This is a genomic window from Streptomyces sp. R818, assembly GCF_056172735.1.
Window position 1 is genome coordinate 357,331 of sequence record NZ_JAOCNE010000004.1, and the last position, 23,164, is coordinate 380,494.

General features: G+C 73.5%; 19 protein-coding genes and 1 pseudogene. 12 read left to right on the top strand and 8 right to left on the bottom strand.

All coding sequences use genetic code 11. The features are described from left to right. Positions 1 to 9: 9 nt before the first annotated feature. Genes N5I75_RS14575 through N5I75_RS14595 form a run of 5 tightly spaced genes read left to right on the top strand, consistent with a single transcriptional unit; the run spans position 10 to position 5,055 of the window. Positions 10 to 393: a hypothetical protein gene (locus N5I75_RS14575; protein ID WP_476677589.1), complete on the top strand. Its 384-nt coding sequence runs from the start codon at positions 10 to 12 to the stop codon at positions 391 to 393. Then, a complete protein-coding gene (locus N5I75_RS14580) occupies positions 390 to 1,733 on the top strand; it encodes a flavin-containing monooxygenase (protein ID WP_476677590.1) in 1,344 nt (447 codons plus the stop codon). The genes N5I75_RS14575 and N5I75_RS14580 overlap by 4 nt, the downstream gene beginning before the upstream one ends. 6 nt (positions 1,734 to 1,739) lie before the next feature. Beyond that, positions 1,740 to 3,443 carry an AMP-binding protein gene (locus tag N5I75_RS14585; RefSeq protein WP_476677592.1) on the top strand — a complete coding sequence of 568 codons (1,704 nt, stop codon included), beginning with the start codon at positions 1,740 to 1,742 and terminating at the stop codon, positions 3,441 to 3,443. Between the two features lie 23 nt (positions 3,444 to 3,466). Then, a complete protein-coding gene (locus N5I75_RS14590; protein ID WP_476677594.1) occupies positions 3,467 to 4,195 on the top strand; it encodes a spheroidene monooxygenase in 729 nt (242 codons plus the stop codon). A 20-nt stretch (positions 4,196 to 4,215) separates the two neighbouring features. Then, positions 4,216 to 5,055 (top strand): alpha/beta fold hydrolase, encoded by an 840-nt coding sequence (locus N5I75_RS14595; RefSeq protein ID WP_476677596.1) that lies wholly within the window; start codon positions 4,216 to 4,218, stop codon positions 5,053 to 5,055. A gap of 21 nt (positions 5,056 to 5,076) precedes the next feature. Here N5I75_RS14595 and N5I75_RS14600 read toward each other — a convergent pair whose 3' ends face one another. Both N5I75_RS14600 and N5I75_RS14605 read right to left on the bottom strand, forming a co-directional pair. Further along, the gene (locus tag N5I75_RS14600; RefSeq protein WP_476677598.1) at positions 5,077 to 5,712 is read right to left on the bottom strand and encodes a GNAT family N-acetyltransferase; all 636 of its coding nucleotides are present in this window, start codon (positions 5,710 to 5,712) and stop codon (positions 5,077 to 5,079) included. 84 nt (positions 5,713 to 5,796) lie between these two features. Further along, positions 5,797 to 6,690 (bottom strand): NAD-dependent protein deacetylase, encoded by an 894-nt coding sequence (locus tag N5I75_RS14605; protein WP_476677600.1) that lies wholly within the window; start codon positions 6,688 to 6,690, stop codon positions 5,797 to 5,799. A gap of 130 nt (positions 6,691 to 6,820) precedes the next feature. Between N5I75_RS14605 and N5I75_RS14610 the strand changes: the two genes are divergently transcribed. Both N5I75_RS14610 and N5I75_RS14615 read left to right on the top strand, forming a co-directional pair. Next, on the top strand, positions 6,821 to 7,177 hold the full coding sequence (locus tag N5I75_RS14610) for a PRC-barrel domain-containing protein (protein ID WP_398195056.1): 357 nt from the start codon (positions 6,821 to 6,823) through the stop codon (positions 7,175 to 7,177). A gap of 102 nt (positions 7,178 to 7,279) precedes the next feature. Continuing rightward, the gene (locus N5I75_RS14615; RefSeq protein WP_476677602.1) at positions 7,280 to 8,110 is read left to right on the top strand and encodes a YhjD/YihY/BrkB family envelope integrity protein; all 831 of its coding nucleotides are present in this window, start codon (positions 7,280 to 7,282) and stop codon (positions 8,108 to 8,110) included. On the opposite strand, the gene N5I75_RS14620 is transcribed toward N5I75_RS14615, so the two are convergent. Beyond that, complete coding sequence (locus N5I75_RS14620; protein WP_476677604.1) at positions 8,102 to 9,523, bottom strand: DUF2252 domain-containing protein; 1,422 nt, start codon at positions 9,521 to 9,523, stop codon at positions 8,102 to 8,104. The genes N5I75_RS14615 and N5I75_RS14620 overlap by 9 nt on opposite strands. Before the next feature lie 142 nt (positions 9,524 to 9,665). Here N5I75_RS14620 and N5I75_RS14625 point away from each other — a divergent pair. Beyond that, positions 9,666 to 10,983 (top strand): annotated as a pseudogene (locus N5I75_RS14625) (diacylglycerol/lipid kinase family protein). A gap of 49 nt (positions 10,984 to 11,032) precedes the next feature. Here N5I75_RS14625 and N5I75_RS14630 read toward each other — a convergent pair. Further along, a complete protein-coding gene (locus N5I75_RS14630; RefSeq protein ID WP_476677606.1) occupies positions 11,033 to 11,545 on the bottom strand; it encodes a DUF7144 family membrane protein in 513 nt (170 codons plus the stop codon). A 146-nt stretch (positions 11,546 to 11,691) separates the two neighbouring features. On the opposite strand from N5I75_RS14630, the gene N5I75_RS14635 reads away from it, so the two are divergent. Continuing rightward, complete coding sequence (locus N5I75_RS14635) at positions 11,692 to 11,901, top strand: hypothetical protein (protein WP_476677608.1); 210 nt, start codon at positions 11,692 to 11,694, stop codon at positions 11,899 to 11,901. A gap of 4 nt (positions 11,902 to 11,905) precedes the next feature. Here N5I75_RS14635 and N5I75_RS14640 read toward each other — a convergent pair whose 3' ends face one another. The 3 genes from N5I75_RS14640 to N5I75_RS14650 form a co-directional block, all read right to left on the bottom strand. Further along, positions 11,906 to 14,194, bottom strand: coding sequence for a winged helix-turn-helix domain-containing protein (locus tag N5I75_RS14640; protein ID WP_476677610.1), 2,289 nt, complete (start codon positions 14,192 to 14,194; stop codon positions 11,906 to 11,908). 306 nt (positions 14,195 to 14,500) lie between these two features. Next, positions 14,501 to 14,986 (bottom strand): DUF1269 domain-containing protein, encoded by a 486-nt coding sequence (locus N5I75_RS14645; RefSeq protein ID WP_476677612.1) that lies wholly within the window; start codon positions 14,984 to 14,986, stop codon positions 14,501 to 14,503. After that, entirely contained in the window at positions 14,986 to 15,540 is a 555-nt protein-coding gene (locus tag N5I75_RS14650) for a DUF1269 domain-containing protein (protein ID WP_476677613.1), read from the bottom strand. Before N5I75_RS14650 ends, N5I75_RS14645 begins: the two co-directional genes overlap by 1 nt. Before the next feature lie 135 nt (positions 15,541 to 15,675). On the opposite strand from N5I75_RS14650, the gene N5I75_RS14655 reads away from it, so the two are divergent. From N5I75_RS14655 to N5I75_RS14665, 3 genes are read left to right on the top strand one after another with little or no spacing between them, the layout of a single operon-like run. After that, positions 15,676 to 17,145, top strand: a complete 1,470-nt coding sequence (locus tag N5I75_RS14655) for a hypothetical protein (protein ID WP_476677615.1) — start codon at positions 15,676 to 15,678, stop codon at positions 17,143 to 17,145. 20 nt (positions 17,146 to 17,165) lie between these two features. After that, positions 17,166 to 19,865: an MGH1-like glycoside hydrolase domain-containing protein gene (locus N5I75_RS14660; protein WP_476677616.1), complete on the top strand. Its 2,700-nt coding sequence runs from the start codon at positions 17,166 to 17,168 to the stop codon at positions 19,863 to 19,865. After that, positions 19,862 to 21,349, top strand: a complete 1,488-nt coding sequence (locus N5I75_RS14665; RefSeq protein WP_476677618.1) for an alpha-amylase — start codon at positions 19,862 to 19,864, stop codon at positions 21,347 to 21,349. The genes N5I75_RS14660 and N5I75_RS14665 overlap by 4 nt, the downstream gene beginning before the upstream one ends. On the opposite strand, the gene N5I75_RS14670 is transcribed toward N5I75_RS14665, so the two are convergent. Then, the gene (locus tag N5I75_RS14670; protein WP_476677620.1) at positions 21,346 to 23,040 is read right to left on the bottom strand and encodes a SulP family inorganic anion transporter; all 1,695 of its coding nucleotides are present in this window, start codon (positions 23,038 to 23,040) and stop codon (positions 21,346 to 21,348) included. The genes N5I75_RS14665 and N5I75_RS14670 overlap by 4 nt on opposite strands. Between the last annotated feature and the right edge of the window lie 124 nt (positions 23,041 to 23,164).

Sequence of the window (23,164 nt, forward strand, 5' to 3'; positions counted from 1 at the left end):
CCGCACCTCATGGAGAAGAAGCCGGGCGACGGCCGGACCGCCGCCCTCCTCCTCGCCGCCCTGCGCACCGTCGGCGGCGCCGCCTTCCTCGCCCCGACGCTCGGCACGAAGAACTTCGGCATCAAGGACGACGCGGAAGGCGTCCACCTGGTGCGGCTGTTCGCGGCCCGCAACCTCGCCGCGGCCGGCGGCCTGCTGTTCAGCAAGGGCCCCGCGCGGCGCCTGTGGTTCCAGGCGGGCGCCGTCTGCGACGCCCTCGACACGGCCGCGGGGCTCGACGCGCTGCGCAGCAGGAGGAGTTCGGGGGCGGCGGTCCACACCCTCGCCGCGCTGACCGCCACCGCGATCGGCCTGGCCGGTGCCCGCTCCGCGCGCGGGGAGGACGAACGGTGAGCGAGCGCGTCTGCGTCATCGGGGCGGGCGCCGCGGGCATCGCCATGGCCCGCGCCCTGGTGGTGCGCGGCGTCCCCTTCGACTGCTACGAGCGCGGTCCGGCCATCGGTGGCCTGTGGCGCTACCCGCCGGACCCGTCGGCGCACGACCGCAGCGCCGCCTATCCGTCCCTGCACGCGAACACCTCCAAGACCGTCATGCAGTACCCGAGCCTTCCCATGCCGGACGACTGCCCGGACTACCCCCACCACACCGATGTGCTCCGCTACCTGAACTCCTACGTGGACCATCACGGCCTGCGCCCGCACATCAGGTTCGACACCGAGGTGACCCGCGCCGCGCCCGCGCCGGACAGCGGCTGGGACGTGACCCTCGCCGACGGCTCCACGCACCGCTACCGCGCCGTCCTCGTCGCCTCCGGGGGCCGCCACGGCGAGCCCGTGCACGGCCGGTTCGAGGGCAAGTTCACCGGCGAGCAACTGCACTCCACGGAGTACCGGGGTCCTGACGGCTTCGCCGGGAAACGGGTCGTCGTCCTGGGGCTCGGCGCGACCGCCGCCGACATCGCCACCGAGGTCTCGCGGGTCGCCGAGACCACGTACCTGTCCGTGCGCACGGGGCACTACGTCGTCCCCAAGATCCTGGAGGGGCGGCCCATCGACCGGCTCTCGCCGCTGATGAGAAGGCTGTCCGTCGAACAGCGGCGCCCGCTGGCGAAGTTGATGCTCAAGCTCGTCCACGGCGACATGACCGACTACGGGCTGCCCGCTCCCCCGTACAAGGTCGGCCAGGGCCCGTTCGTGGCCAGCAGCGAACTCCTCCCGGCGATCGTGCACGGCCGGATCACACCGCGGCCGGTGCTCGTCTCCGCCGAGGACCGCACGCTGCGCTTCGCCGACGGCAGCAGCGCCGAGGCGGATGCGATCGTCCACTGCACCGGGTACCGGATCGCCGTCCCGTTCCTGGACCGCGAGCACGTGGGCGACGGCGACGACGCGCCCCCGCTCTACCACCAGGTCGTGCCGCCGCAGACCGAGGGCCTGTACTTCATCGGCCTGCTGCACTCGATGACCGCCCTGATGCCGCTCGCCGAGGCCCAGTCCGAGTGGGTCGGCGACCTGCTCACCGGCGCCGTCCGGCTCCCGCCGCGCGAGCGGATGTGGGCCCGGGTCCGGCAGGCCAGGCGCCGCCAGGACAAACGCTTCCACGACTCCTCCGGGCACCTCCTGGTCGATCCGCAGGAGTACGAGCGGCTCATGGCCGCCGAACGCACCGCTGAACGCGCCCCTGCACGTACCGCCGCACACGCCGCACACGCCGCACATCCGAGGAAGGACTGACCAGTCATGCCCCACACCCCGAACTCCCGGGGGCCCGGCGCGCAGCCGGGCCGCCCCGTGCGGCGCACCACCTTCGGCAAGGTGCTGCGCGGCCAGTTCGAGCACCGCCGGGTCGCCCTGAACAAGCCGGTCAACGTCGGCCTGATGGCCGAACTGGCCGCCGAGCGGCACGGTCCTGTGCCGGTCCACCTCGACCAGCCCTTCGCCTGGGACCCGCAGCAGCGCACCGAGACGGACTACGTCGAGTTCGCCCAGCTCGTGGAGCAGTTCTCCGCCGTCCTCGCGGCGGCCGGGGTGCGGCGCTGGGACCGGGTCGTCATCCTCAAGACCCCGAACTACGACGTGCAGGCGCTCGCCTGGGCCGCCGCCCGCATCGGCGCGATCCCCGCGCTGCTCTCCGCCGGGCTCGACCCCGACATCCTCAACGTCCTCCTGGAGCGCCTCGACGCCCGCTATCTGATCACGGACGCGCCCACGGCCGCGTACGCGCGTCTGGACCGGGCCCGGCTCGACGCGCTCGGCATCCGTGCCGTCGCCGACATCGACGGCGGCGTCCCGGTCGAGGACCTGTGGGGCGGCGCGGTGCCTTCGCCCGCGCCGCTCAAGGACGAGGACCCGATGATGATCACGCACACGTCGAGCACGACGGGTGTGTCGAAGCTGGCGGAGACGTCCGCGCGGGCGGTGTCGTTCTCCGCGTTCCTGGAGTCCGTCTTCCCGTTCGTGCACGGCGGCAACGAGCTGTTCGCCAGCGCCATCTCGCATGTGCACGTGCGCGGCGCGATCACCCAGCTGGCCGCCTTCTCGCGCGGCACCCCGCTGCTCGGCATCGGCCGCCCCGACGACGCGACGATGCTGCGGCTGCTGCCCCAGCACCGGCCGACGATCCTGGAGGCGCACCCGAACGCGTACGTCGGCTGGGAGCGGCTCATCGACGACCCGGCGCAGCCGTTCGCCGGGATCCGCACCTTCATCAACACCTTCGACGCCATCCACCCGCGCACCGTGCGCCACTTCCTCAACGCGTCGGCCCGCAAGATGCCGGTGTGGTGGCAGTGCTACGGCATGACGGAGACGCAGGCGGTCTCCGTGCGTCCGTACACCCGGCGTTCGGCGGCCCGGCTCGGTGAGCGCGACTCGCGGAGTGTGGGGTGGGAGATCCCCGGCGTGCGCGCCCGCATCGCCGACCCGGCCACCGGCAAGCGGCGCGGCTCGCAGTCCGAGCCGGGGATGATCCAGGCCCGTACGCGCGCGCGGGCGCTGTCGTTCGTCGGCACCCCGGAGAAGTTCTCCGAGCGGCGCCACGGCCGGTGGTTCGACACCGGGGACTGGGGGCGCCGGGGCCGCTGGGGGCAGTTGGAGATCCTGGACCGGGTCGCGGACCGGATCGAGGGCGTGGACAGCTGCCTGTGGCTGGAGGACGTCCTGATGACGCGGATCCCGGACGCCGAGGAGATCGTCGTCGTGCCCGACGGCGAGGGCCGCCCGGTGCCGGTGGTGTGCATGCGCGACGGCCGGGCCCTGGACCCCGTCGACTGGAAGAGCGCGGCGGCCGGCCTGACCGGGCTCGGCGCGCCCTTCGAGGTGTCCCCCGAGGACCTGCGGCGCACCGCGACGGTCAAGGCGCGGCGCTACCTCCTCACCGAGATGATCAAGAACGGCCGCCCCGCTCCCCTGCCCGCCGATGTCGTCCTGCGCGACGGTGCCTGAGCCCGTACGGAAGGCGTCGACCGATGGATGAAGTCCCCCGGTTCCCCGTGTACGACCGGGTCTCCCTGATGTCGCTGCACCTCGCCGAGGTCGGCACCGTACAAGCGCTCAAGGCCGTGCGTTCGGCGCCCGACCCGGCGGCGATCCAAGGGCTGCGGTTCGCCCAGACCTGGCTGATGAGCCCGCTGCGCACCGGCGCGCTGCCCTCCACGAAGGTCACCGGCGTGGCTCTGATCGCGGCCTGGGACGACGACCGGTCCCTGGACCGGTACCTGTCCCATCGGACCGCGCGGGTCTACCGGGAGGGGTGGAACGCCCGCTGCGAGCCCGTGCGCACCGTGGGCGCCTGGCCCGGTCTGCCCGATCTGCCGCGCCAGGAGAAGCCGACGGACGACGATCCGGTCGCCGTCCTCACCCTGGCGCGGGTGCGCCTGCACCGCTGGGGCCCGTTCGCGGCGGCCGCCGGGCCCGCCGAGCGCGAGGCCCGGCGCCATCCGGCGTTCCTGGCCGGAACCTCCCTGTTGCGCCCGCCCTTCCGCGTCGCCACGCTCTCCCTGTGGCGTACCGCGCGCGAGATGCGCCAGTACACCGTCGGCTCCTGTCCGGGCGGTCACGCGGACGCCATGAAGAGGCATCAGGAGAAGGAGTTCCATTACGAGACCATGTTCGTGCGGCTGCGCCCCTACGCGACCGAGGGGCGCTGGGGCGGGCGGGACCCGCTCGGCCGCACCGGACCGGTGGTGAAAGGGTAGGTCCGAGGAGGAGGAGCGACATGGCGACGCACACGGCCGAACTGCCGTCCGGGACCCTCGTCTACGAGGACACCGGGGGTGAGGGGCCGGTCCTCGTCCTGCTGCACGGGCTGCTCATGGACGCGTCGCTGTGGCAGGGCGTCGTCGGCGAACTGAGCGCCGATCACCGGTGTGTCGTGCCCGTCCTGCCGCTCGGCGCGCACACGCTGGCGATGCCCGAGGACGCCGACCTCTCGCCGCGAGGGCTCGCGCGGCTCGTCGCCGAGTTCCTCGACCACCTCGACGTCAGGGACGTCACGCTCGTCGGCAACGACACCGGCGGCGCCCTCATACAGCTCATGCTCGGCGGGCTCGACGACCGGCTCGGCCGCATCGTCCTCGTCTCCTGCGACGCCTACGACAACTTCCCGCCCGGCCTGACCGGCAGAACCGTCGTCCTCACGGGCAAGCTGCCGCCCGCGTTGTTCGGGGCGTTCATGCAGCAGCTGCGGCTCAAGCCGGCCCGCCGCCTGCCGATCGCCTTCGGCCGGCTGACCAGACGCGGCGACGCCGTCACCGCCGCCTGGCTGCGGCCCGTCTGGAAGCTGCCGCCGATCCGCCGCGACGCGGTCAAGGTGCTGCGCGGCATCTCCGCCCACCGCACGGCCCTGACCGAGGCCGCGGCGCGGCTGCCCGCCTTCGACCGGCCCGCCCTGGTCGTCTGGGCGAAGGACGACCGCGTCATGCCCCCGGAACACGGACGGCGCCTGGCCGAGGCGCTAAAGGCGCGGCTCGTGGAGGTGCCCGACTCCTCCACGCTGGTGCCGCTGGACCAGCCCGCCGCACTCGCCCGCGCCGTACGGGAGTTCACGCACGCCTGACCGGCACGGGTACCGACGCGCTCAGAGCGGCGGCGCCGTCGGGCGGCCCAGGTACCAGACCGGGCCCCGGTCCGGCACGTCCAGGAGCTCGAAGCCGAGGCGGTCGTAGAAGGCCCTGGCGGCGGTGTTCGCCCGGACCATGCACAGGTGCACGCCGGGGACGCCCGCGCGGTGCAGGGCGTCGAGGAGGGTGCGCATCAGGGCGCGGCCGTGTCCGCGGCCCTGCCACGGGGGCAGCAGGTCGATGTGCAGATGGGCCGGGTAGTCGCGCAGCTCCGCGCGGACCATGCGCTCCGGGGTGTGCAGGAGCACCGCCATCTCCTCGGTCGGCGTCCCCGGCTCGCCGGGCGGGGCCGGGTGGCGCGCGCCCGCCCCGGGCAGCCACTCGGTGCGGAACCGCTTCACGAACGTCTCCGTGTCCGGCACGCCCAGGACGTAGCCGACCGCGTGCCCCGCGCCGTCGTCCAGGACGAACGCGAACTCCGGAGCCAGTTCCACGTACGGATAGGCGAAGATCGTCGGCAGCAGGTCGGGGTCCGGGTGGAGGGCGGACGCGTCCTGGCCCGCGTCGGCCGTCCGGACGCAGATGTGCGCCAGCGCGGCGCGGTCGCCCGGCTGGTACGGGCGGATGAACGGTGCCTGGGGCTCAGCTGTCATGCCGGGCATGATTCCAGCGGTGGGAGCGCTCCCGCAGCCGTTTTCGTCCACATGCCCGCCCCGTGCTCGCCTTCAGGGAGCGGGTCAGAGACCGAGCCGCCCCACCACGTCGGACAACGCCTCGCCCAGCGGCAGGGCGACCCGGTGCGAGGCGAGCGCGTCGCCGCGCCCCACGCCCTGGTTGAGGATCAGGACCGGGGTCTTCGCCTGCGCCGCCTGGCGGACGAAGCGCAGGCCCGACATGACGGTGAGCGAGGAGCCGAGGACCAGCACCGAGGAGGCGCCGGAGACGAGGGCGCGGCAGACCGCGACCCGGTCCTGCGGCACGTTCTCGCCGAAGAAGACCACGTCCGGCTTGAGCACCCCGCCGCAGACCAGGCAGGGGACGGGCTGGAACTCCCGGACCGCCTCGTCGGGCAGCTCCACGTCTCCGTCCGGGTTGACGCGGGCCGCCGCCGCGTGGCGCTCGGCCGCCTCCTCGAACGCCGGGTTGGCCGCGCGGAGGCGCCGGTCCAGGTCGTCGCGGTCGCTGAGGTCGCCGCAGTCCAGGCAGACCACCCGGCGCAGGCTGCCGTGCAGCTCGACCACGTCGTCGAGGCCCGCCGCCTGCTGGAGCCCGTCCACGTTCTGCGTGATCACGCCGGTGACGAGCCCTGCCCCCGCGAGCGTGGCGACGGCCCGGTGCCCGGTGTTCGGCAGCGCCCGCGTCATGGCCCGGTAGCCGACCTGGCTGCGCGCCCAGTAGCGGCGCCGCGCCCACGCGTCGCCGGTGAACTCCTGGTACGTCATCGGGGTGTGGCGGCGCAGCGAGCCGTGCTCCCCGCGGTAGTCCGGGATGCCCGACTCCGTGGAGAGCCCGGCGCCGCTCAGCACGAGGACGCCGCCCGCCCGCAGAGCGTCGACGACCGGTGCGAGGTCGGTCGAGGCCGGCGGCAGGTCCTCGACGGGTTCCCAGGTCAGCGTGGGGCGGGTGCGCATACCCGCCAGCTTACGCAGCGCCGCGCCGCATCCGCCCGGCGCACGTGATCGCCTCGCGAGCGGGTACGGGTGGAGGCAGAATCGCAGATCGACGTGTGGGACACGGCCCACGCACCACGGGAGGTCACCCATGATCGCCGCAGAGAACATCCGGGACTGGCGCGGACACGACGTGGTGGACGAGGGGGGCCACAAGATCGGCACCCTTGAGTCCGTCTATGTCGACACCGTCTCCGACGCGCCCTTCTTCGTCACCGTCACCGTAGGGTTGCCGACCCGGCGGCGCCTCGTCTTCGCGCCGCTGATGGGGGCGACGGTGGGTCCGGGGCACCTCAAGCTGAACTACGGCAAGGACCAGGTGAAGGACGCGCCGTCGATCGACACCGACGGCGAGCTGATGGCCGACCAGGAGTGGGCCGTCTTCGACCACTACAAGCTGCCCTTCGAGCCGGGCGCGCGCGGCGAGCGGCGGCTCGCGCGCCGCTGACGCGTTTCGGCCGCACGTCGCCCGCCCCGGGTGACGTGCGGCGGGCCCGCGGCCCTCAAGGTGACGTGGCACGAGTGTGTCCCGCCACGAGAGGACCGCGTCATGGCGATCGTGCGTGCCGTCCCGCCGCTGATCGGGCGCGTCCTCCAGCAGCTCGTGCACGTCAACCTCCTCGACATGGCGACCCGCCTCGCGGCGCAGGCGTTCCTCGCCGCGCTGCCGATGCTCATCGCCGTGGCGTCGTTCTGCCCGCAGCCGATCCGGCGCGAGCTGCTGCGTTCGATGCACACCCTGGTCGGCACGAAGGGGCCGGTCGTCGCCCAGGCGACGCGGTTGACCGAGGGCGGGGACAGCACCGTGCACCACTGGGGCGCCCTGGGCGTCCTGGTCGCCCTCCTCTCGGCGACGTCCTTCACGCGCGCCCTGCAACGGCTGTGCGAGCGCGCCTGGCACCTGCCGCGGGCGGCCGTGCGGCTCACGGCCTGGCGGTGGGCGATCTGGCTCCTCGCGTGGATCGCGCTGCTGCTCGCCCAGGGCGCGGTGCACCAGGCGTTCGGTCTCGGCCCCGGCCTCGGCATCGCCTTCCAGTGGCTCACCGCGACGCTGATCTGCTGGTGGACGCAGCACCTGCTGCTCGTGGGCCGCGTGCCCTGGCCGCCGCTGCTGCCGGGCGCCGTCCTCGCCGGGGTGGGCGTGGTCGGCTTCACGCTGGTCTCGCAGCTCTATCTGCCGCGTGCGCTGCGGATGAGCCTGGACCGGTACGGGACGCTCGGCTCGGTCTTCACGCTGCTGTCCTGGCTCATCGTGTACTTCACCGTCGTGGTGTTCGCCATCGCGGTGGGCCGCACCCTCGCCCAGGAGGAGTTCCTGCGCCGCAGGCTCGGCGACGTGGACGTGCCCGCGGCGGCGGCCCCCTCGCCCTCCTCACGCTGACGTCGCGGCCACCCGCCCGCCGCGCACCGCGTCGGCCAGCGCCCGGTGGTCCCGCTCGTTCTGGTCGGCGTAGGACTCCGCGAAGCGCGCGACGGCCCTGTCGAAGGTGTCGGCGCGGCCCAGATAGGCGGCGATCGCGATGCGGTCGCCGGACCGCGCGTGCGCGCGGGCGAGGGTGGCGCCGCAGGTACGGCCGAAGAGGGCCATGACGTCGGGGGCCATCAGCTCGACCTGCGGGATCGCCTTCCAGTCGCGCAACTGCCGCACGTAGAAGTCCCGTTGACGTCCGTCGAACCCTTCGACACGCTCCCATCCCAGGAACATGTCGCCGGCCGCCTGCATCAGGCGCTGTCCGGCGACGACGCGTTCGCCCTGGTTGTCGTGGCGGCTCGGGCCCGCCGCCGGTTCCAGGACCGAGCGCTGCGCCTCCTTCGCCTGGAGCAGCAGCGGGTCGCCGTTGTCCCGGCCGAGGAGCAGGACGATCCAGCAGCGGGTGCCGACGCTGCCGACGCCGACGACCTTGCGGGCCATGTCGACCACCCGGTACTGGGCGAGCAGTGCCTGCCGGTCGGCGGGCAGCGTGCGCGCGTACCGCTCGATGAGTTCCCGCAGTTGCTCCTCCAGGTGCTTGCGTTCGACGTCCGGCAGGAACTCGTCCAGGGGGGTGATGAGCGGCGGGTCGGGGGCGAGGCGGAGTTCGTCGTCGACCGTGTACGCCAGCTTGGACAGGGCCTGGAGGTGGTCGCGGCTGCGGGCCTTGTCGAGGGCGCGCGTCATGCGGCGGCGGGTGCGCGGGTCGAGCCGCGCGGACAGGGTGGTGAGGAGTTCCTGGGCCTCGATGCGCGCGTACCAGACGTCGAGGGTGCGCATCGCGGCGAACCCCTGCATCGACGTGCGGTAGGAGGCGACGGTCGCCCGCACCACGCGGGCGCGCTCCACCTCGCGGAAGCCGTTGCCGCGCCCGGCGATCACCAGGGACGCGGCGAGGCGTTTGACGTCCCACTCCCAGGGGCCGGGCAGGGTCTCGTCGAAGTCGTTGACGTCGAACATCAGGCGCCGCTCGGGGGAGGCGAGCAGCCGGAAGTTCAACAGGTGGGCGTCGCCGCAGAGCTGGGCGCGCAGTCCGGTCGCCGGGGTGCCGGCCGCCAGGTCGGCCGCCATGATCGCGGCGGCGCCGCGGTAGAACCGGAACGGGGACTCCAGCATCCGGCCGTAGCGGATCGGGATCAGTTCGGGGACGCGGCTCGCCGACTGCCGTTCGAGGAGGTCGACCGGGTCGGGGCGGTCCGCCCGCGGCGTGTACTCGGCGTGCGCGGAACGGCGTACGCGCGCGCGGGCGGCCCTGCCGCGGTCCGCCCGCTCGCGCGGGGTCCCTCCGCGCGGCAGCCCTTCGGGGAACGTGGTGTCGGTCATGGCGCGCTCCTTCCCGGTGCGGGAACTGTGCGCTCGGCGGCGGCCCGCGGCGTCACCCCGCCGGTGTGAGCCGGTGCGCGGATCCCCTGCAAGGGGTGAGGACCGGGGTGCGCGGCGGCCACAGACTCCGGGCATGGAACCCATGACGCGTACGACGGCCGACGGGCTGCGCGGGCGACGATGGCTGGCGCGCGCCTCGTTGGTGTCCGCCGCTGCCGCCGTCGTCGTGCTCGGCGTGTTCGCGGGGCTGAAGACCTTCGCGCTGCTCGGGGTGGGGATCGCGGGCCTGGTCGTCACGGTCGCCGCCGTGTGGTGGAGCGTCAGCCGGCGCGGGGTGACCCGGTACCTCGCCGTGCTGCTCGCGCTCGCCGCGCCGGTCTGGGTCCTGGTGACGTTCACCAGGGCGCGGCTCACCTGGGTCGTCCTGGTCTCCTGCGCGCTGTGGCTCCTGGCGGCGGGCGCGGGCCGCGCGGCGCTCGCCAAGCACGTCGTCCCCCCGGCGGCGAAGGGGCGTCCGGCGCCCGCGTTCCGCGACGCGGTCCTGATCATGAACCCGCGCTCCGGCGGCGGGAAGGTGCGCCGGTTCGGGCTGCCGGAGCGGGCGGAGGCGCTCGGCGCCCGGGTGGTGCTCCTGGAGGGGCCCGGCGAGACGGACGTGTCGGCCCTGGCGCGCGCGTGCGCGCGTGAGGGCGCGGACCTCCTCGGCGTCGCGGGCGGTGACGGCACCCAGGCGCTGGTCGCCGAGGTCGCCGCCGAGCTGGACCTGCCGTTCCTGGTGATCCCGGCGGGCACCCGCAACCACTTCGCCCTCGATCTCGGCCTGGACCGCGAGGAGCCGGCGAAGGCCCTGGACGCCCTGCGCGACGGCGAGGAGCTGCGGGTCGATCTGGGGTTCGCGGCGGGGCGTCCGTTCGTCAACAACGTGTCGTTCGGGGCGTACGCCGAGGTCGTGCAGAGCCCTTCCTACCGCGACGACAAGACGCGGACCACGCTCGGGCTGCTGCCCGATCTCCTCATGGGCGAGAAGGGGGCGCGCCTCACGGCGCGGGCCCGGGGCGGAGACCTTCACCGATCCGCAGGCGCTGCTCGTGAGCAACAACCCGTACGGGGACCGGGACGTCGCCGGGCTCGGCCGCCGCACCCGCCTGGACACCGGGGTGCTCGGCTGCGTCGGGGTCCGGGTGACGAGCGCCGCGCAGGCGACGGGCCTGCTGCGCGGCAGCCGGGCCGCCGGGCTGACCCGGGCGACGGCGGCCGCGGTGGTCGTCGACGCCGACCAGGACACGGTCCCGGCCGGCATCGACGGCGAGGCGGTGCGGCTGCCCGTACCGGTGCGGTGCGAGATCCGGCCGGGGGTGCTGCGGGTTCTCGTGCCCCGGGAGCGGCCGGGGGCCTACCAGGAGCGTCCGGCGCTCGACTGGCGCGTGATCGGCCGCCTCGGCCTGACCAGCCGGAGCTGACCCCGCGAAGCGGCTCAATGCCCCGTAGACCTTGTGCGCCACGCGGGACCTATGCCCCGTAGACCTTGTGCGCCACGCGGTGGCCGTACATCGCCAGGGACCAGATCACCAGGATGTCGAGCGCGATGATGATGGCCGACCACACCGGCTGGTACGGCGTGAAGAAGAAGTTCTGCATCGCGCTGAACATCGCGACCAGGATGCCGATGGTGCGGGCCCAGACGCGCCCCGCGAAGAGGTTGAGGGCCGCCAGGAGGACGATGAAGCCCGTGATCAGCTCGACCCAGCCGCGCGCGTTGACGTCGAAGTCGAAGGCGTAGTCGGTCTGTTGCTGGTAGTAGTTCTCGCCGAGGATCGCGGAGAGGCCCGCGATCGTGTGGTACGCGCCGACGATGACCAGGACGCACACGGCGAAGACGACTCCGCCGAGCGCGACCGGGTTGACGTGCGGCTCCTGTTCCTGCACGCCGGGTCCGGGCGGCTCCTGCACGCCGTAGGGCGGTGGTTCCTGGCCGCCGGGGCGGGGCTGTCCCCGCCGGTTCCGCCAGTTCGGGTCGCTCATCCCGCACCTCCTCGTGTGTCCGGGGTGAGTCCGGAGCATCCCGCTCTCCGGCGGGCTCCACCGTCACCCGCACGAGGTGATGTCGCTCCCGCGCTGCGGCGGGAGGGTGCGGACGGTGGCCGAGCCGTCGCACAGGAGGTGTCGCCATGGGCGACTTCGAGATCCGGGTACGCGGCAGGATCGGCGAGGCCTTCCGTTCGGCGTTCGGGGAGCTGACGGTGGTGCTGCGGCCCGCCGAGACGGTGCTGCTCGGCTCGGGCCTCGACCAGGCCGCCCTCTACGCGGTCCTCGACCGCATCCAGGCGCTCGGCCTCGAACTCCTCGAAGTGCGGCGGCTGCCCGCCACCCCGCACTGAGGCCTCACAGGAGTTCGAGCTCCCGGGCCCTGCGGACCGCCGCCGAGCGGCGGGTCACGGCGAGCTTCCGGTAGACGCTCTTGAGGTGCGTCTTCACCGTGTTCACCGAGAGGTACAGCTCCGACGCGATCTCCTCGGTGGTCATCATCTGGGCGAGGCGCGCGAGGACGTCGCGTTCGCGGGCGCTCAACTGCTCGGTGGGGGCAGGACGGCCGGCCGGGTGGTCGGGCACGGGGCTCACGGCGGTCCGGCCGTGCCTGCTCGCGCCGAGGACGGCCGCGCAGGCCGGGCCGATCGCCCGCAGGACCGGGCGGGGCAGGCGCGAGCCGCGCGTCAGGTCGTCGACGGTCGTGGGCGGGCCGCCCTGTTCCAGGGCCGCCGCCAGGCCCGCCGCCACCGCCCGCACCTCGGTGAGGAAGACGTCGGGGCGTCCGCGCAGCACGGCGTCCGCGCGCGCGAGTTCGTGCCGGGCCCGCGCCGGGCCGCCGCGGGCCAGCTCGACCCAGGCCCGCACCAGGTGCAGGGTCGCCTGCGAGCGTTCGGCGGCGGTCCAACTCGGCAGGGGCGGCTGGGTGGCGTGCGCGGCGAGTTCGTCGGCGGCGCGGAACCGCCCCCGCAGCGCTTCGAGGAGAGCGAGTTCGACGAGGCAGTCCCGGCGCAGGGCGCCGTTCCCGGCGGCGCCCGCGGCCTTCAGGGCGCCGGTGAGCAGGGCCTCGGCGCCTTTGAGGTTGCCGGTCTGCACCTCGCGGCTGCCGCGCACCGACAGGGTGAGGGCGGCGATCTCGGGGTGCTCGGCGAGCAGAGTGTGCGGGAGCAGCGCCATGGCCTCCTCGGCGTCCAGCGCGGCGGCGTGCGCCTGGGCGAGGTCGCGGGAGCGCAGCCGGTCCATGCGGATCATGGCGTGCGCGGAGCGGCAGCGGGCGGCGCGGTCGTACTGGTCGTCCGGGAGTTCGGCGAGCAGCCGGTGCGCGCGGTCGAGGTGGCGGCGGCAGGCCGGGTCGTCGCCGCGCAGCCGGGCGACGGCGGCGGCGAGCAGCACGGGCTCGGGGCTGTCGCCGACGGGTTCCTCGGGGAGCCCGCGGACGAGTTCGGCGGGCAGCCGTTTGCGGGTGAGGCCGAGGATCTGGCCGATGGCGAGGCGGCGTACGACGAGTTCGCCCGCGGGTTCGTAGTCGTCGGCGGCGAGGAGGTGGCGCACGGCGTCGGCGAGGAGGCCGTGGGCGTCGAGCCAGGCGGCGGCGCGCCGGTGCAGCGGGGCGACGAGGCCCGGCGACTCGTGGCGCAGGCGCATCCGGAGGACGTCGGCGAACATCTGGTGGCAGCGGTACCAGCCCTGCCCCTCGGGCTGCAGGAAGGAGTTCTCGCGGACGAGGTCGGCGAAGTGGCGGCCCACGTCCTCCCCCGCGACCTCGACGGCGAGCTCGGCGTTGAGCCGGTCGAGGACGCTCGTCATCAGCAGCAGCCGGCGCATCCCGGGCGGTTGCAGATCGAGGACCTCCTCGACGAGGTAGCTGGCGATCGCCTCGTCGTCCCCGGCGAACTCGGCGACGAACCGCTCGGGTTCGCGCCGCTTCTCCATGGACATCGCGGCGAGCCGCAGCCCGGCCGCCCAGCCGTCGGTGCGCCTGCGCAGCACGCTGACGGTCTGTCTGGGCACGTCGATGCCGTGCTGGGCGAGGAGCGCCGCGGTCTCGCGGTCGTCGAAGGCGAGGTCGGCGGTGCGCAGTTCGGTCACCTCGCTGGTGAGCCGGGTGCGGCGCAGGTGCAGGGGCGGGTCGCGGCGGGCGAGGACGACGAGGCGCAGGGCGCCGGGCGCGTGCCGCAGCAGGCTGCCGACACCGTCGGCGAGCGGGGAGCCGGGCGCGGGCTGGAAGTCGTCGAGGACGAGCACCACGGGCTCCGCGCGCTTGTTGAGCGCGGCGGCGAGCGCGGCGACGAGGAGGGGGCCCTCGCCGGTCGCGACGGCCTCGGGCACCTCCACGCCCGCGTCGCGCAGCGCTCCGGTCACCCGGGGCCAGAAGACGCCGGGCTGTTCGGCGGGCCCGTCGCAGGCGATCCAGGCGACGGGCCCGGGCGGCGGCCGGGTGTGCGCCCATTCGAGGGCGACGGCCGTCTTGCCCGCGCCGACGGGCCCGAGGATCACGGTCAGCGGCCCCCGAACGCCCCTGGCGAGGCGGTCCGTCAGGCGGGGGCGGGGCACGAGCCAGGTGGGCAGGGCGGGAACGGTCGCCGCCGGCGGACGCGCGGGGGCGGCCCGCGCTGCGCGGGAGCGGGGTCGGGCCTGCTGGGCCATCACGGCACCTCGCTTCGGGGCACGGTGGTACGGCTCAGGGCGGGCCAGTGCTGAGGGTGCCGCGGTCGCGGGGCCCGGCAGGACGGCCTGCGGCGGCGCTCGCCCCGCTCGGGGACCGGGAACAGCACGGGCGGCCGGGTGCGCCCCGCCCCGGATGTGAGCGGTGCCGCGGGGGCGGGTGCCAGGCCAGTGTGCGGCCGGGGCGGGCGGGTGGCTCACGCGGCGGCGCCATCTCACCCGGGTGAAGTTCGGGGGTGAGACGGCGCGTCGCGAGGGGCGCCGGTCAGGGCTCCCCGAGGGGGTGTCTCAGACCGAGTGCAGGGCCTCGACCAGTTCTTCCTCGCGGTCCTTGGTGAGCGAGGTGCGGATCACCGTGGGGTTGAAGGGGCGCAGGGCCTCCCGGACGCGGTCGGGGGTGGAGCGGCGCACGAGGGCGAAGACGGCGGCGCGGCCGGGTTCGAGCGTGCCCGCGATCTCCTTGACGAACGCGTCGTTGATGCCGATGTCGGTGAGCTTGCCCGCGACGGCGCCGGTCGCGGCGCCCACGGCCGCGCCGAACACCGGCATCAGGAAGAGCAGCCCGAACAGCGAGCCCCACAGGGCGCCGCCCGCCGCACCGGTCGCCGTGGTGCTGTACGTCTGGTGGATGTGGAGCTTGCCGTCCATGGTGCGCCAGGCCAGCGCGGCGTCCTCCAGGTCGAGCAGCTCCTGCTTGGAGAGGTCCTTGGCGAGCCGCAGCACGCCTTCCGCCTTCTCCTTGTCCGAGAATCCGAGCACGACGAGATCGGCCATCAGGTACTCCTCCGGTGGTTGCGTGCCGTGTTGTCCGGCGGGGACGCGGGCGCGACGGGTTCGCCGAGCCGCTCGGCCGCCGCCGCGATCTCGACCGCGACGGGCGCGAGCGCCTCCTCGGTGAGGAAGCCCTCGGCCACGGGCACCCCGCCCGCGTCGCGGATCGCCGTGCGCAGGTACTTCGCCCAGACGTGCTCCAGGAGGACGAACGCCGCGGCCGTGCCCGGGTCGAGCGACTCGGCCATCTCCTTGACCTCGTCGACCGACAGGCCGAACGCGTTGCCCTCGACGAGGCTCGGATAGGTCTCCTGGGCCTCGCGCACCGCCTCGCGGGAGATGCCGAGCAGTGCGGCGACCGTCTCCCCCATGCCCTCGGCCTGGTAGTCCAGGGTGAACAGGCCGCCGCTCGGCTCCCGGCGGACGAAGAGCATGTCGAGGACCCGGATCTGCCCGTTCGCCTCGAGGATCGCCAGCTCTTCGATGATCCGTCCCTCGAACTTGGCGTCGGGTCCGAACTCGACCGTCAGGAGCTGCACCGGTCCGATCGCAGCCATCGTGCCTCCCTTCCACGGAAAACCGCCTCCGTCACGGCTGTCATCACAGCGCCCGCGCCCGCCCTGGCGCGTCACCCGCCGCAGGTGAGGGAGGGCCGCCGCGGCGCCGCGACGGTGGGGGGCGGAGGTGGCGCCATGTCCCCTGAGCAGACGACACCGGATTCACAGGGCGGGGCTGCGGACGCGGCCGCGGCGGACGCGGCCGAGCTGGAGCGGCTGCGCGCCGAGGTCGCCGAGCTGCGCGCCCGCGCCGGCACCGAGCGGCGGCGCGGCGCCCGGACGCTCGCCGTGCGCCGCATGGTCGCGGCGGTCCTCATCGCCCTGGTCGCCGTCGTCTCGGTCACCTCGGTGATCGGGGTGTGGGGCGCGCGGACGACGCTGAACACGGACCGCTGGATCGCCGCCGTGGGCCCGCTCCCCGAGGACCCCGACGTCAACAAGGCGGTCTCCACGTATCTGGCCGACGAGATCTTCGACCAGCTCGACGTGGAGCGGAAGCTGCGCGAGGCGCTGCCGCCCCGCGCGACGTTCCTCGCGGGGCCGGTCACCAGCGCCGTCCACGACTACATGCGGGAGTCGATCTCCAAGCTCATCGCGACGGACCAGTTCCAGACGGTGTGGCGGGCCACGAACCGGTTCGCGCACGAGCGCATCGTCTCGATCCTCGACAAGAGCAACAAGAACATCGAGGTGCGGGGCGACACCGTCACCCTGAACCTGCTCCCGATGGTCAACAACCTGCTCAACTCACTGGAGCAGGAGCTGCCCTCGATCTTCGACAAGAAGATCGACCTGCCCACCCTGTCCTCCGGGGAGATCCCGCCCGGCCTGCACGAGCGCATCGAGAACGCGCTCGGCGTCCAGCTCCCCGAGGACTTCGCGCAGATCCGCCTCTACGACCGCAGCGAACTGGGCCAGCTCCAACAAGCGGTCCTGGTCTTCAAGAAGGGCCTGGTCGGCCTGTTGATCGCGGTGCCGGTCCTGCTCGCGCTCGCCCTGTGGGCCTCGCCGAACCGCCGCAGGACCGTGCTCCAGCTCGGCCTCTGGCTGGTGGTGACGGTGACCGTCCTGTCGACCGTGCTGCGCGCCGTGCGGGAGCAGCTGCTCGACCAGATGCCGGAGGGCGTCTACCGCGACGGGCTCCGGGCCGCGCTGTGGACCGTGTTCACCACTCTGCGCGACCGCGGCGACCAACTCCTCTGGCTCGGCATCGTCCTCGCGGTCGTCGCCTACCTCGTCGGCCCGGGCCGCCTGCCGGTCTGGCTGCGCCGCCGGACGGCGCAGGGGGCGCGCGTCACCGGGCAGTACGCGGCGAAGGCCGGCGAGCGGATCGGCAAGGACAAGGCGCTGCGCCCGTGGCTGGCGCGGCACGCCGACACACTGCGAGTGGGTGGCGCCGTCGTCGCCGTCGTCGTGGCGCTCGCGCTGTCCTCGTGGACCGCCCTGTTCGTGGTGGGCGCGCTCCTCGCCGCGTACGAGATCGCGGTCACGCTCGCGGCCCGTACGGACGCTACGGACGACGGGACGGACGCCCGGACCGGCGGCTCACCCCCGGGAGGTGAGGCGCCCCCCGGGACCCCCGCCAAGACTGGCGCATCCGGCTGACCGAGGCAGGGAGAGCGCGGATGGACACGCAGGCGCAGGGCGCGAAGATCGGGCCGACGGCCGACGGGAACGCGCGGGCACGTCTGTGGGGCCCGTACCTCAGCGAACGGCAGTGGGGCACGGTCCGGGAGGACTACAGCCCCGGCGGGGACGCGTGGTCGTACTTCCCGCACGACCACGCGCGCTCGCGCGCGTACCGGTGGGGCGAGGACGGGCTCGGCGGCATCAGCGACGACAAGCAGCGGCTGTGCCTGGCGCTCGCCCTGTGGAACGGCCACGACCCGATCCTCAAGGAGCGCGCGTTCGGCCTGACCAACGGCGAGGGCAACCACGGCGAGGACGTCAAGGAGTACTACTTCTACCTCGACAGCACGCCGAGCCACTCGTACCTGCGCTACCTGTACAAGTACCCGCAGGCCGCCTACCCCTACGAGGACCTGCTCGCCGTCAACCGCTCGCGCGGGCGCCAGGAGTTCGAGTACGAGCTGCTCGACACCGGGATCTTCGACGACGATGCGTACTTCGACGTGACGGTGGAGTACGCCAAGGCGGACCACGACGACATTCTCATGCGGATCACCGTCGAGAACCGGGGCCCGCGCGAGGCCGCCCTGCACGTCCTGCCGACGCTGTGGTTCCGCAACACCTGGTCGTGGCAGGACCACCACGACGGCGACGCCAAGCCGCGCCTGTGGGCGGTCGACAGCCCGAGCCGCACCAGCGGCGTCCGGGTCGACCACCCCGAGCTGGGCTCCTACGACCTGCGGTGCGCGGGCGCGCCCCGGGTCCTGTTCACCGAGAACGAGACGCACAACGAGCGCCTGTTCGGCGTACCGAGCGCCTCCCCGTACGTGAAGGACGGCATCGGCCGGTACATCGTCGAGGGCGACGGGACGGCCGTGAACCCGGCCCGGGAGGGCACCAAGGCGGCGGCCCACTACTCGCTGGTGGTCGCCCCAGGGGGGTCCGAGACGGTGCGGCTGCGCCTCGGGCCCGCCGGCGGCAAGCTGTCGGTGGGGCGCGGCTTCGAGTCGGTGTTCAAGCAGCGCATCGCCGAGGCCGACGCGTTCTACCGCGAGCTGACGCCGCCGCGCGCGAGCGAGGACGAGGCACGGGTCCTCCGCCAGGCCGTGGCGGGACTGCTGTGGTCCAAGCAGTACTACGCCTTCGACCTGGAGACCTGGCTCGCCGAGCACGACCTCTCGCCGTGGAGCATGCCGCGCCCCGGCATCCGCAACCGCGAATGGTTCCACATGGTCAACGACGACATCGTCTCGATGCCGGACAAGTGGGAGTACCCGTGGTACGCCGCCTGGGACCTCGCGTTCCACACGGTGGCGTTCTCCGTCGTCGACCTCGACTTCGCCAAGCAGCAGCTCGAACTCCTGCTGCGCGACTCCTACTTGCACCCCAACGGCCAGATCCCGGCCTACGAGTGGAACTTCGGCGACGTGAACCCGCCGGTGCACGCCTGGGCCGCCTACTTCGTCTACATGATGGAGGAGCGGAACACCGGCCACGGCGACCACGCGTTCCTGGAGCGCACCTTCCAGAAGCTGCTCACCAACTTCACCTGGTGGGTCAACCGCAAGGACCCCTCGGGCCGCAATGTCTTCCAGGGCGGCTTCCTCGGCCTGGACAACATCGGCGTCTTCGACCGCAGCGCTCCCCTGCCCACCGGCGGCACCCTCGAACAGGCCGACGGCACGGCCTGGATGGCGCTGTACTGCCAGTCCATGCTCCAGATCGCCCTCGAACTCGTGCAGCACAACGACGCGTACGAGGAACTGGTCCTGAAGTTCGTCGAGCACTATCTGTGGATCGCCGCCTCGATGGACCGCATCGGCGACCTCGGCGACGAGCTGTGGGACGAGGAGGACGGCTTCTTCTACGACGTCCTGCGCCTCCCCGACGGCGAGGCCGTCCGCCTGAAGGTCCGCTCCATGGTGGGTCTGCTCCCGCTGTGCGCCTCGACCGTCTTCCAGCCCGACCAGCTCGCCCGCCTCTCCGGCCTCGGCGAACGGCTCCAGCGCTTCGCGACCCGCCACCCCTCGCTGTCGGTGACGCTCACCGCGGCGACGGCCGGCAAGGCGGGCGGGCCCCGGCTCCTCTCCGTCCTGGACGAGAAGAAGCTCGTACGGGTCCTCGGCCACGTCCTGTCGGAGGACGAGTTCCTCTCCCCGTACGGGATCAGGGCGCTCTCCCGGCACCACGCCGAGCACCCCTACCGGTTCTGGGTCCAGGGCCAGGAGTTCGGGGTCGGCTATCTGCCCGCCGAGTCCGACTCGGGCATGTTCGGCGGCAACTCCAACTGGCGCGGCCCCGTCTGGCTGCCGATGAACACGCTGCTCATCCGCGCGCTGCTCAACCTCTACAGCTTCTACGGCGACGACCTCACCGTCGAATGCCCGACCGGGTCCGGCGTGCACAAGAACCTGTACGAGGTCGCCGAGGAGATCAGCTCGCGCCTCACCCGCATCTTCCTGCGCGACGAGGAAGGGCACCGGCCCGTCTACGGCGGCCAGGCCAAGTTCCAGGGCGACCCGCACTGGCGGGACCTGATCAGCTTCTACGAGTACTTCCACGGGGACAACGGCGCCGGTCTCGGCGCCTCCCACCAGACCGGCTGGACCGGACTGATCGCCCCCCTCATGCAGCTCTTCGGCAGGCTGGGACCCGACGACTTCCGCTCCGGCACGGCGAGGAGGCAGAGCCGATGACCGCACTGCCCGCGCAACCCGTCATCCACGAGATCAACACCCGCGTCTGGCTGCGGGAGACCGGGGCCCGGGCAGGCCGCCCCGTGACCCTGGCCGACGTGCCGAAGAACGTGTGGGACGAGATCACCCCCGCCGGGGTCGACGCCGTCTGGCTGATGGGCGTCTGGGAGCGCAGCCCGCTCGGCCGCTCCATCGCCCTGGAGAACGCGTCGCTGCGCTCGGCGTTCACCGCGGCCGTCCCGGACATCGGCGAGGAGGACATCGCCGGGTCGCCGTACTGCATCCGCAGGTACGTGGCGGACGAGGCGCTCGGCGGCCCGGCCGGGATCGCCGCCGCCCGCTCGGCGCTCAACGACCGGGGCGTCGGCCTGCTGCTCGACTACGTGCCGAACCATGTGGCCCCTGACAGCCCCTGGGTCGCGGAGCACCCCGAGTTCTTCGTGCGCGGCGACGCGGCGGACGTCCGGCGCGACCCGGCGGCCTTCCTCGACACCGGCGGCTCCGTGCTCGCCCGGGGCCGTGACCCGTTCTTCGCCCCGTGGCCCGACGTCGTCCAGCTCAACGCGTTCGCACCGGAGCTGCGGCGGGCGACGGCCGACACCCTGCGCGGCATCGGCGACGTCTGCGACGGCGTCCGCTGCGACATGGCGATGCTGCTGCTCAACGACGTCTTCGCCCGGACCTGGGGCGAGCGCGCGGGCGCCGTGCCCGAGCGGGACTTCTGGACGCAGGTCATCGGGGACGTCCACGAGCACCACCCCGGGATGGTCTTCGCGGCGGAGGCGTACTGGGACCTCGAGTACGCGCTCCAGGAGCAGGGCTTCGACTTCTGCTACGACAAACGGCTCTACGACCGGGTGCTGCACGAGAGCGCCGCGTCCGTGCGCGGGCATCTGCACGCCGATGAGCGGTACCAGCGCCGGCTCGTCCGCTTCCTGGAGAACCACGACGAGCCGCGCGCCGCGCAGACCCTCCCGCCGGACAAGGAGCGCGCGGCGGCCGTCCTGATCGCGACGCTGCCAGGGGCGACCCTGTGGCACGAGGGCGAGTTCACGGGGCGCCGCGTGCACCTGCCGGTGTTCCTCGACCGCCGCCCCGACGAACCCCCGGACAACGCGCTGCGCTCCTTCCACGAGCAACTGCTCGCCCGCGTCCACCGCAGCGGCATGCGGACCGGCGCCTGGCGGCTCCTGGAGTGCGCGGGCTGGCCCGACAACCGCTCCTCGGACGATCTGATCGCCTCCTGCTGGACCGGCGACGCGGGACGCTTCCTGACCGTGGTCAACCTCTCCGGCCACCCGGCGCAGGCCCGCATCCCGCTGCCGTGGCACGAACTGGGCCCCGACACGTGGGAGTTGACGGAGCTGCTCACCGCCGCCGACCACTACGGGCGCTCCGGCTCGGAGCTGCTCTCCAGCGGGCTCTACGTCGACCTGCCGCCCTGGGGCACGCACGTGTTCTCGGTCGAGTCCAGCGGCCTTTAGGCCTCCCACCGCGCGCCGCTGGAGGCCCGGTACGCGGCGACCGCGGCCTCCAGCGTCGGGTGGAAGCGGCCGGGGTCGAAGGTACGGGTCAGGCCGTAGCGCTCGATCTTGCGGCGGGCCGGGTCCTTCAGCTCGGCGAAGACGAGGGTGACGCCGCGCTCCTGGAGCGCGGCGTCCAGCTCCTCCAGGATGTCGGCGGCCGTCGTGTCGACGTCGGTGACCGGTTCGGCCGCGAGGACCACCCGGCGCGGGGGCGGGCTGGTGTGCGCAGCGTGCAGCACCTCGTCGCGGAACGTCTTGGCGTTGGCGAAGAACAGGGGCGCGTCGAAACGCAGGATGACCAGGCCCGGCAGGTGCTCGGCGGTCGGGTAGGAGCGCACGTCGTGGAAGCCCTCGAGGCCCGGCACCCGGCCCAGCTCGGTGCTGTAGGGCCACCAGGAGCGCCGGAACACGTTCAGGATCGACAGGCCGACGGCGATCGCGATGCCCTGGAGCACGCCGAGCAGGGCGACCCCGAGGAACGCGGCGACCGACAGGCAGCACTCCGCCTTGCGCTGCCGCCACAGCCTCCGCACACCGGGCAGGTCGGCGAGGGACAGTGACGCGGTGATGACGACGGCGGCGAGCGCGGGCTGCGGCAGGTCGCGGAAGAGGCCGGGCAGCAGGACCAGCATCAGGAGGATGAGGACGGCGCCGACGACACCGGTCAACTGGGTTTTGGCGCCCGCGCGTTCGGCGACCGCGGTGCGTGAGCCGCTGGTGCTGACGGGGAAGCCCTGGAAGAGTCCGGCGGCGGCGTTGGCGGCGCCGATGGCGATCATCTCGTCGTTGCCGCGCACCTCCTGCCCCGTACGGGCGGCGAACGCGGAGGCGTTGGAGATGGTGTCGGCGAGCGAGACCAGGGCGATGCCGAGCGCGCCGACGCACAGCGGCCCGAGGTCGTCCCACCGGATGTCCGGGACCGTGAACGGCGGGAGCCCCTCGGGCAGCCGGCCGACGGTGCGCACGCCGTGGTCGCCGAGGTCGAAGGCGAGGGACGCCGTGATCGCGACGACGACCATGACGAGGACCGCGGGCACCTTCGGCAGCCACCGCTGCAGCAGCAGGATCAGGGCGATGCAGCCGATGCCGACCGTCACGGCGGCGGGGACCGTCTCGCCGTCGCCGAGCGCGCCCGCGAAGGCGCCGATCTCGTCGATGAGCCCGTCCGCGTCGGTGGAGAAGCCGAACAGCTTGGGCAACTGGCCGATGAGGATGGTCAGGGCGAGCCCGTTCATGTAGCCGATCATGGTCGGTTTGGAGATCAGGTCGGCGACGAACCCGAGCCGCGCCACGCCCGCGAGGAGCGTGATGCCGCCGACCATCAGGGCCAGGACGGAGGCGAGCGCGACCGCCCGGTCCGGATCGCCGTCCGCCGCGACCAGCGGCACCACCGTGGCGGCGATCATCGGCCCGAGGGAGGAGTCCGGGCCGAGGACGAGGATCCGGGACGGGCCGGCCACCGCGTACGCGAGGAGGCAGAGCACCGAGGTGTAGAGCCCGGTGATCGGCGGGAGCCCGGCCAGCTCCGCGTAGGCCATGCCCTGCGGCACGAGCAGCGTGCTCAGGACGATGCCCGCGACGACGTCCTTGACCAGCCACGCCCGCCGGTACTCCCGCACGGCCCGCACCCCGGGCGGCGTCCAGCCCATCCGCCTCACCCGGCGAGCCGGCGGCGGGCGAGCAGCTTGCCCAGCTCCCACAGGCCGAGCAGGGCGAGCGGGGCAGCAGGGCCCAGCCGAACTGGCCGAGGTGGAGCGGTGTCGTGTCGAGGAG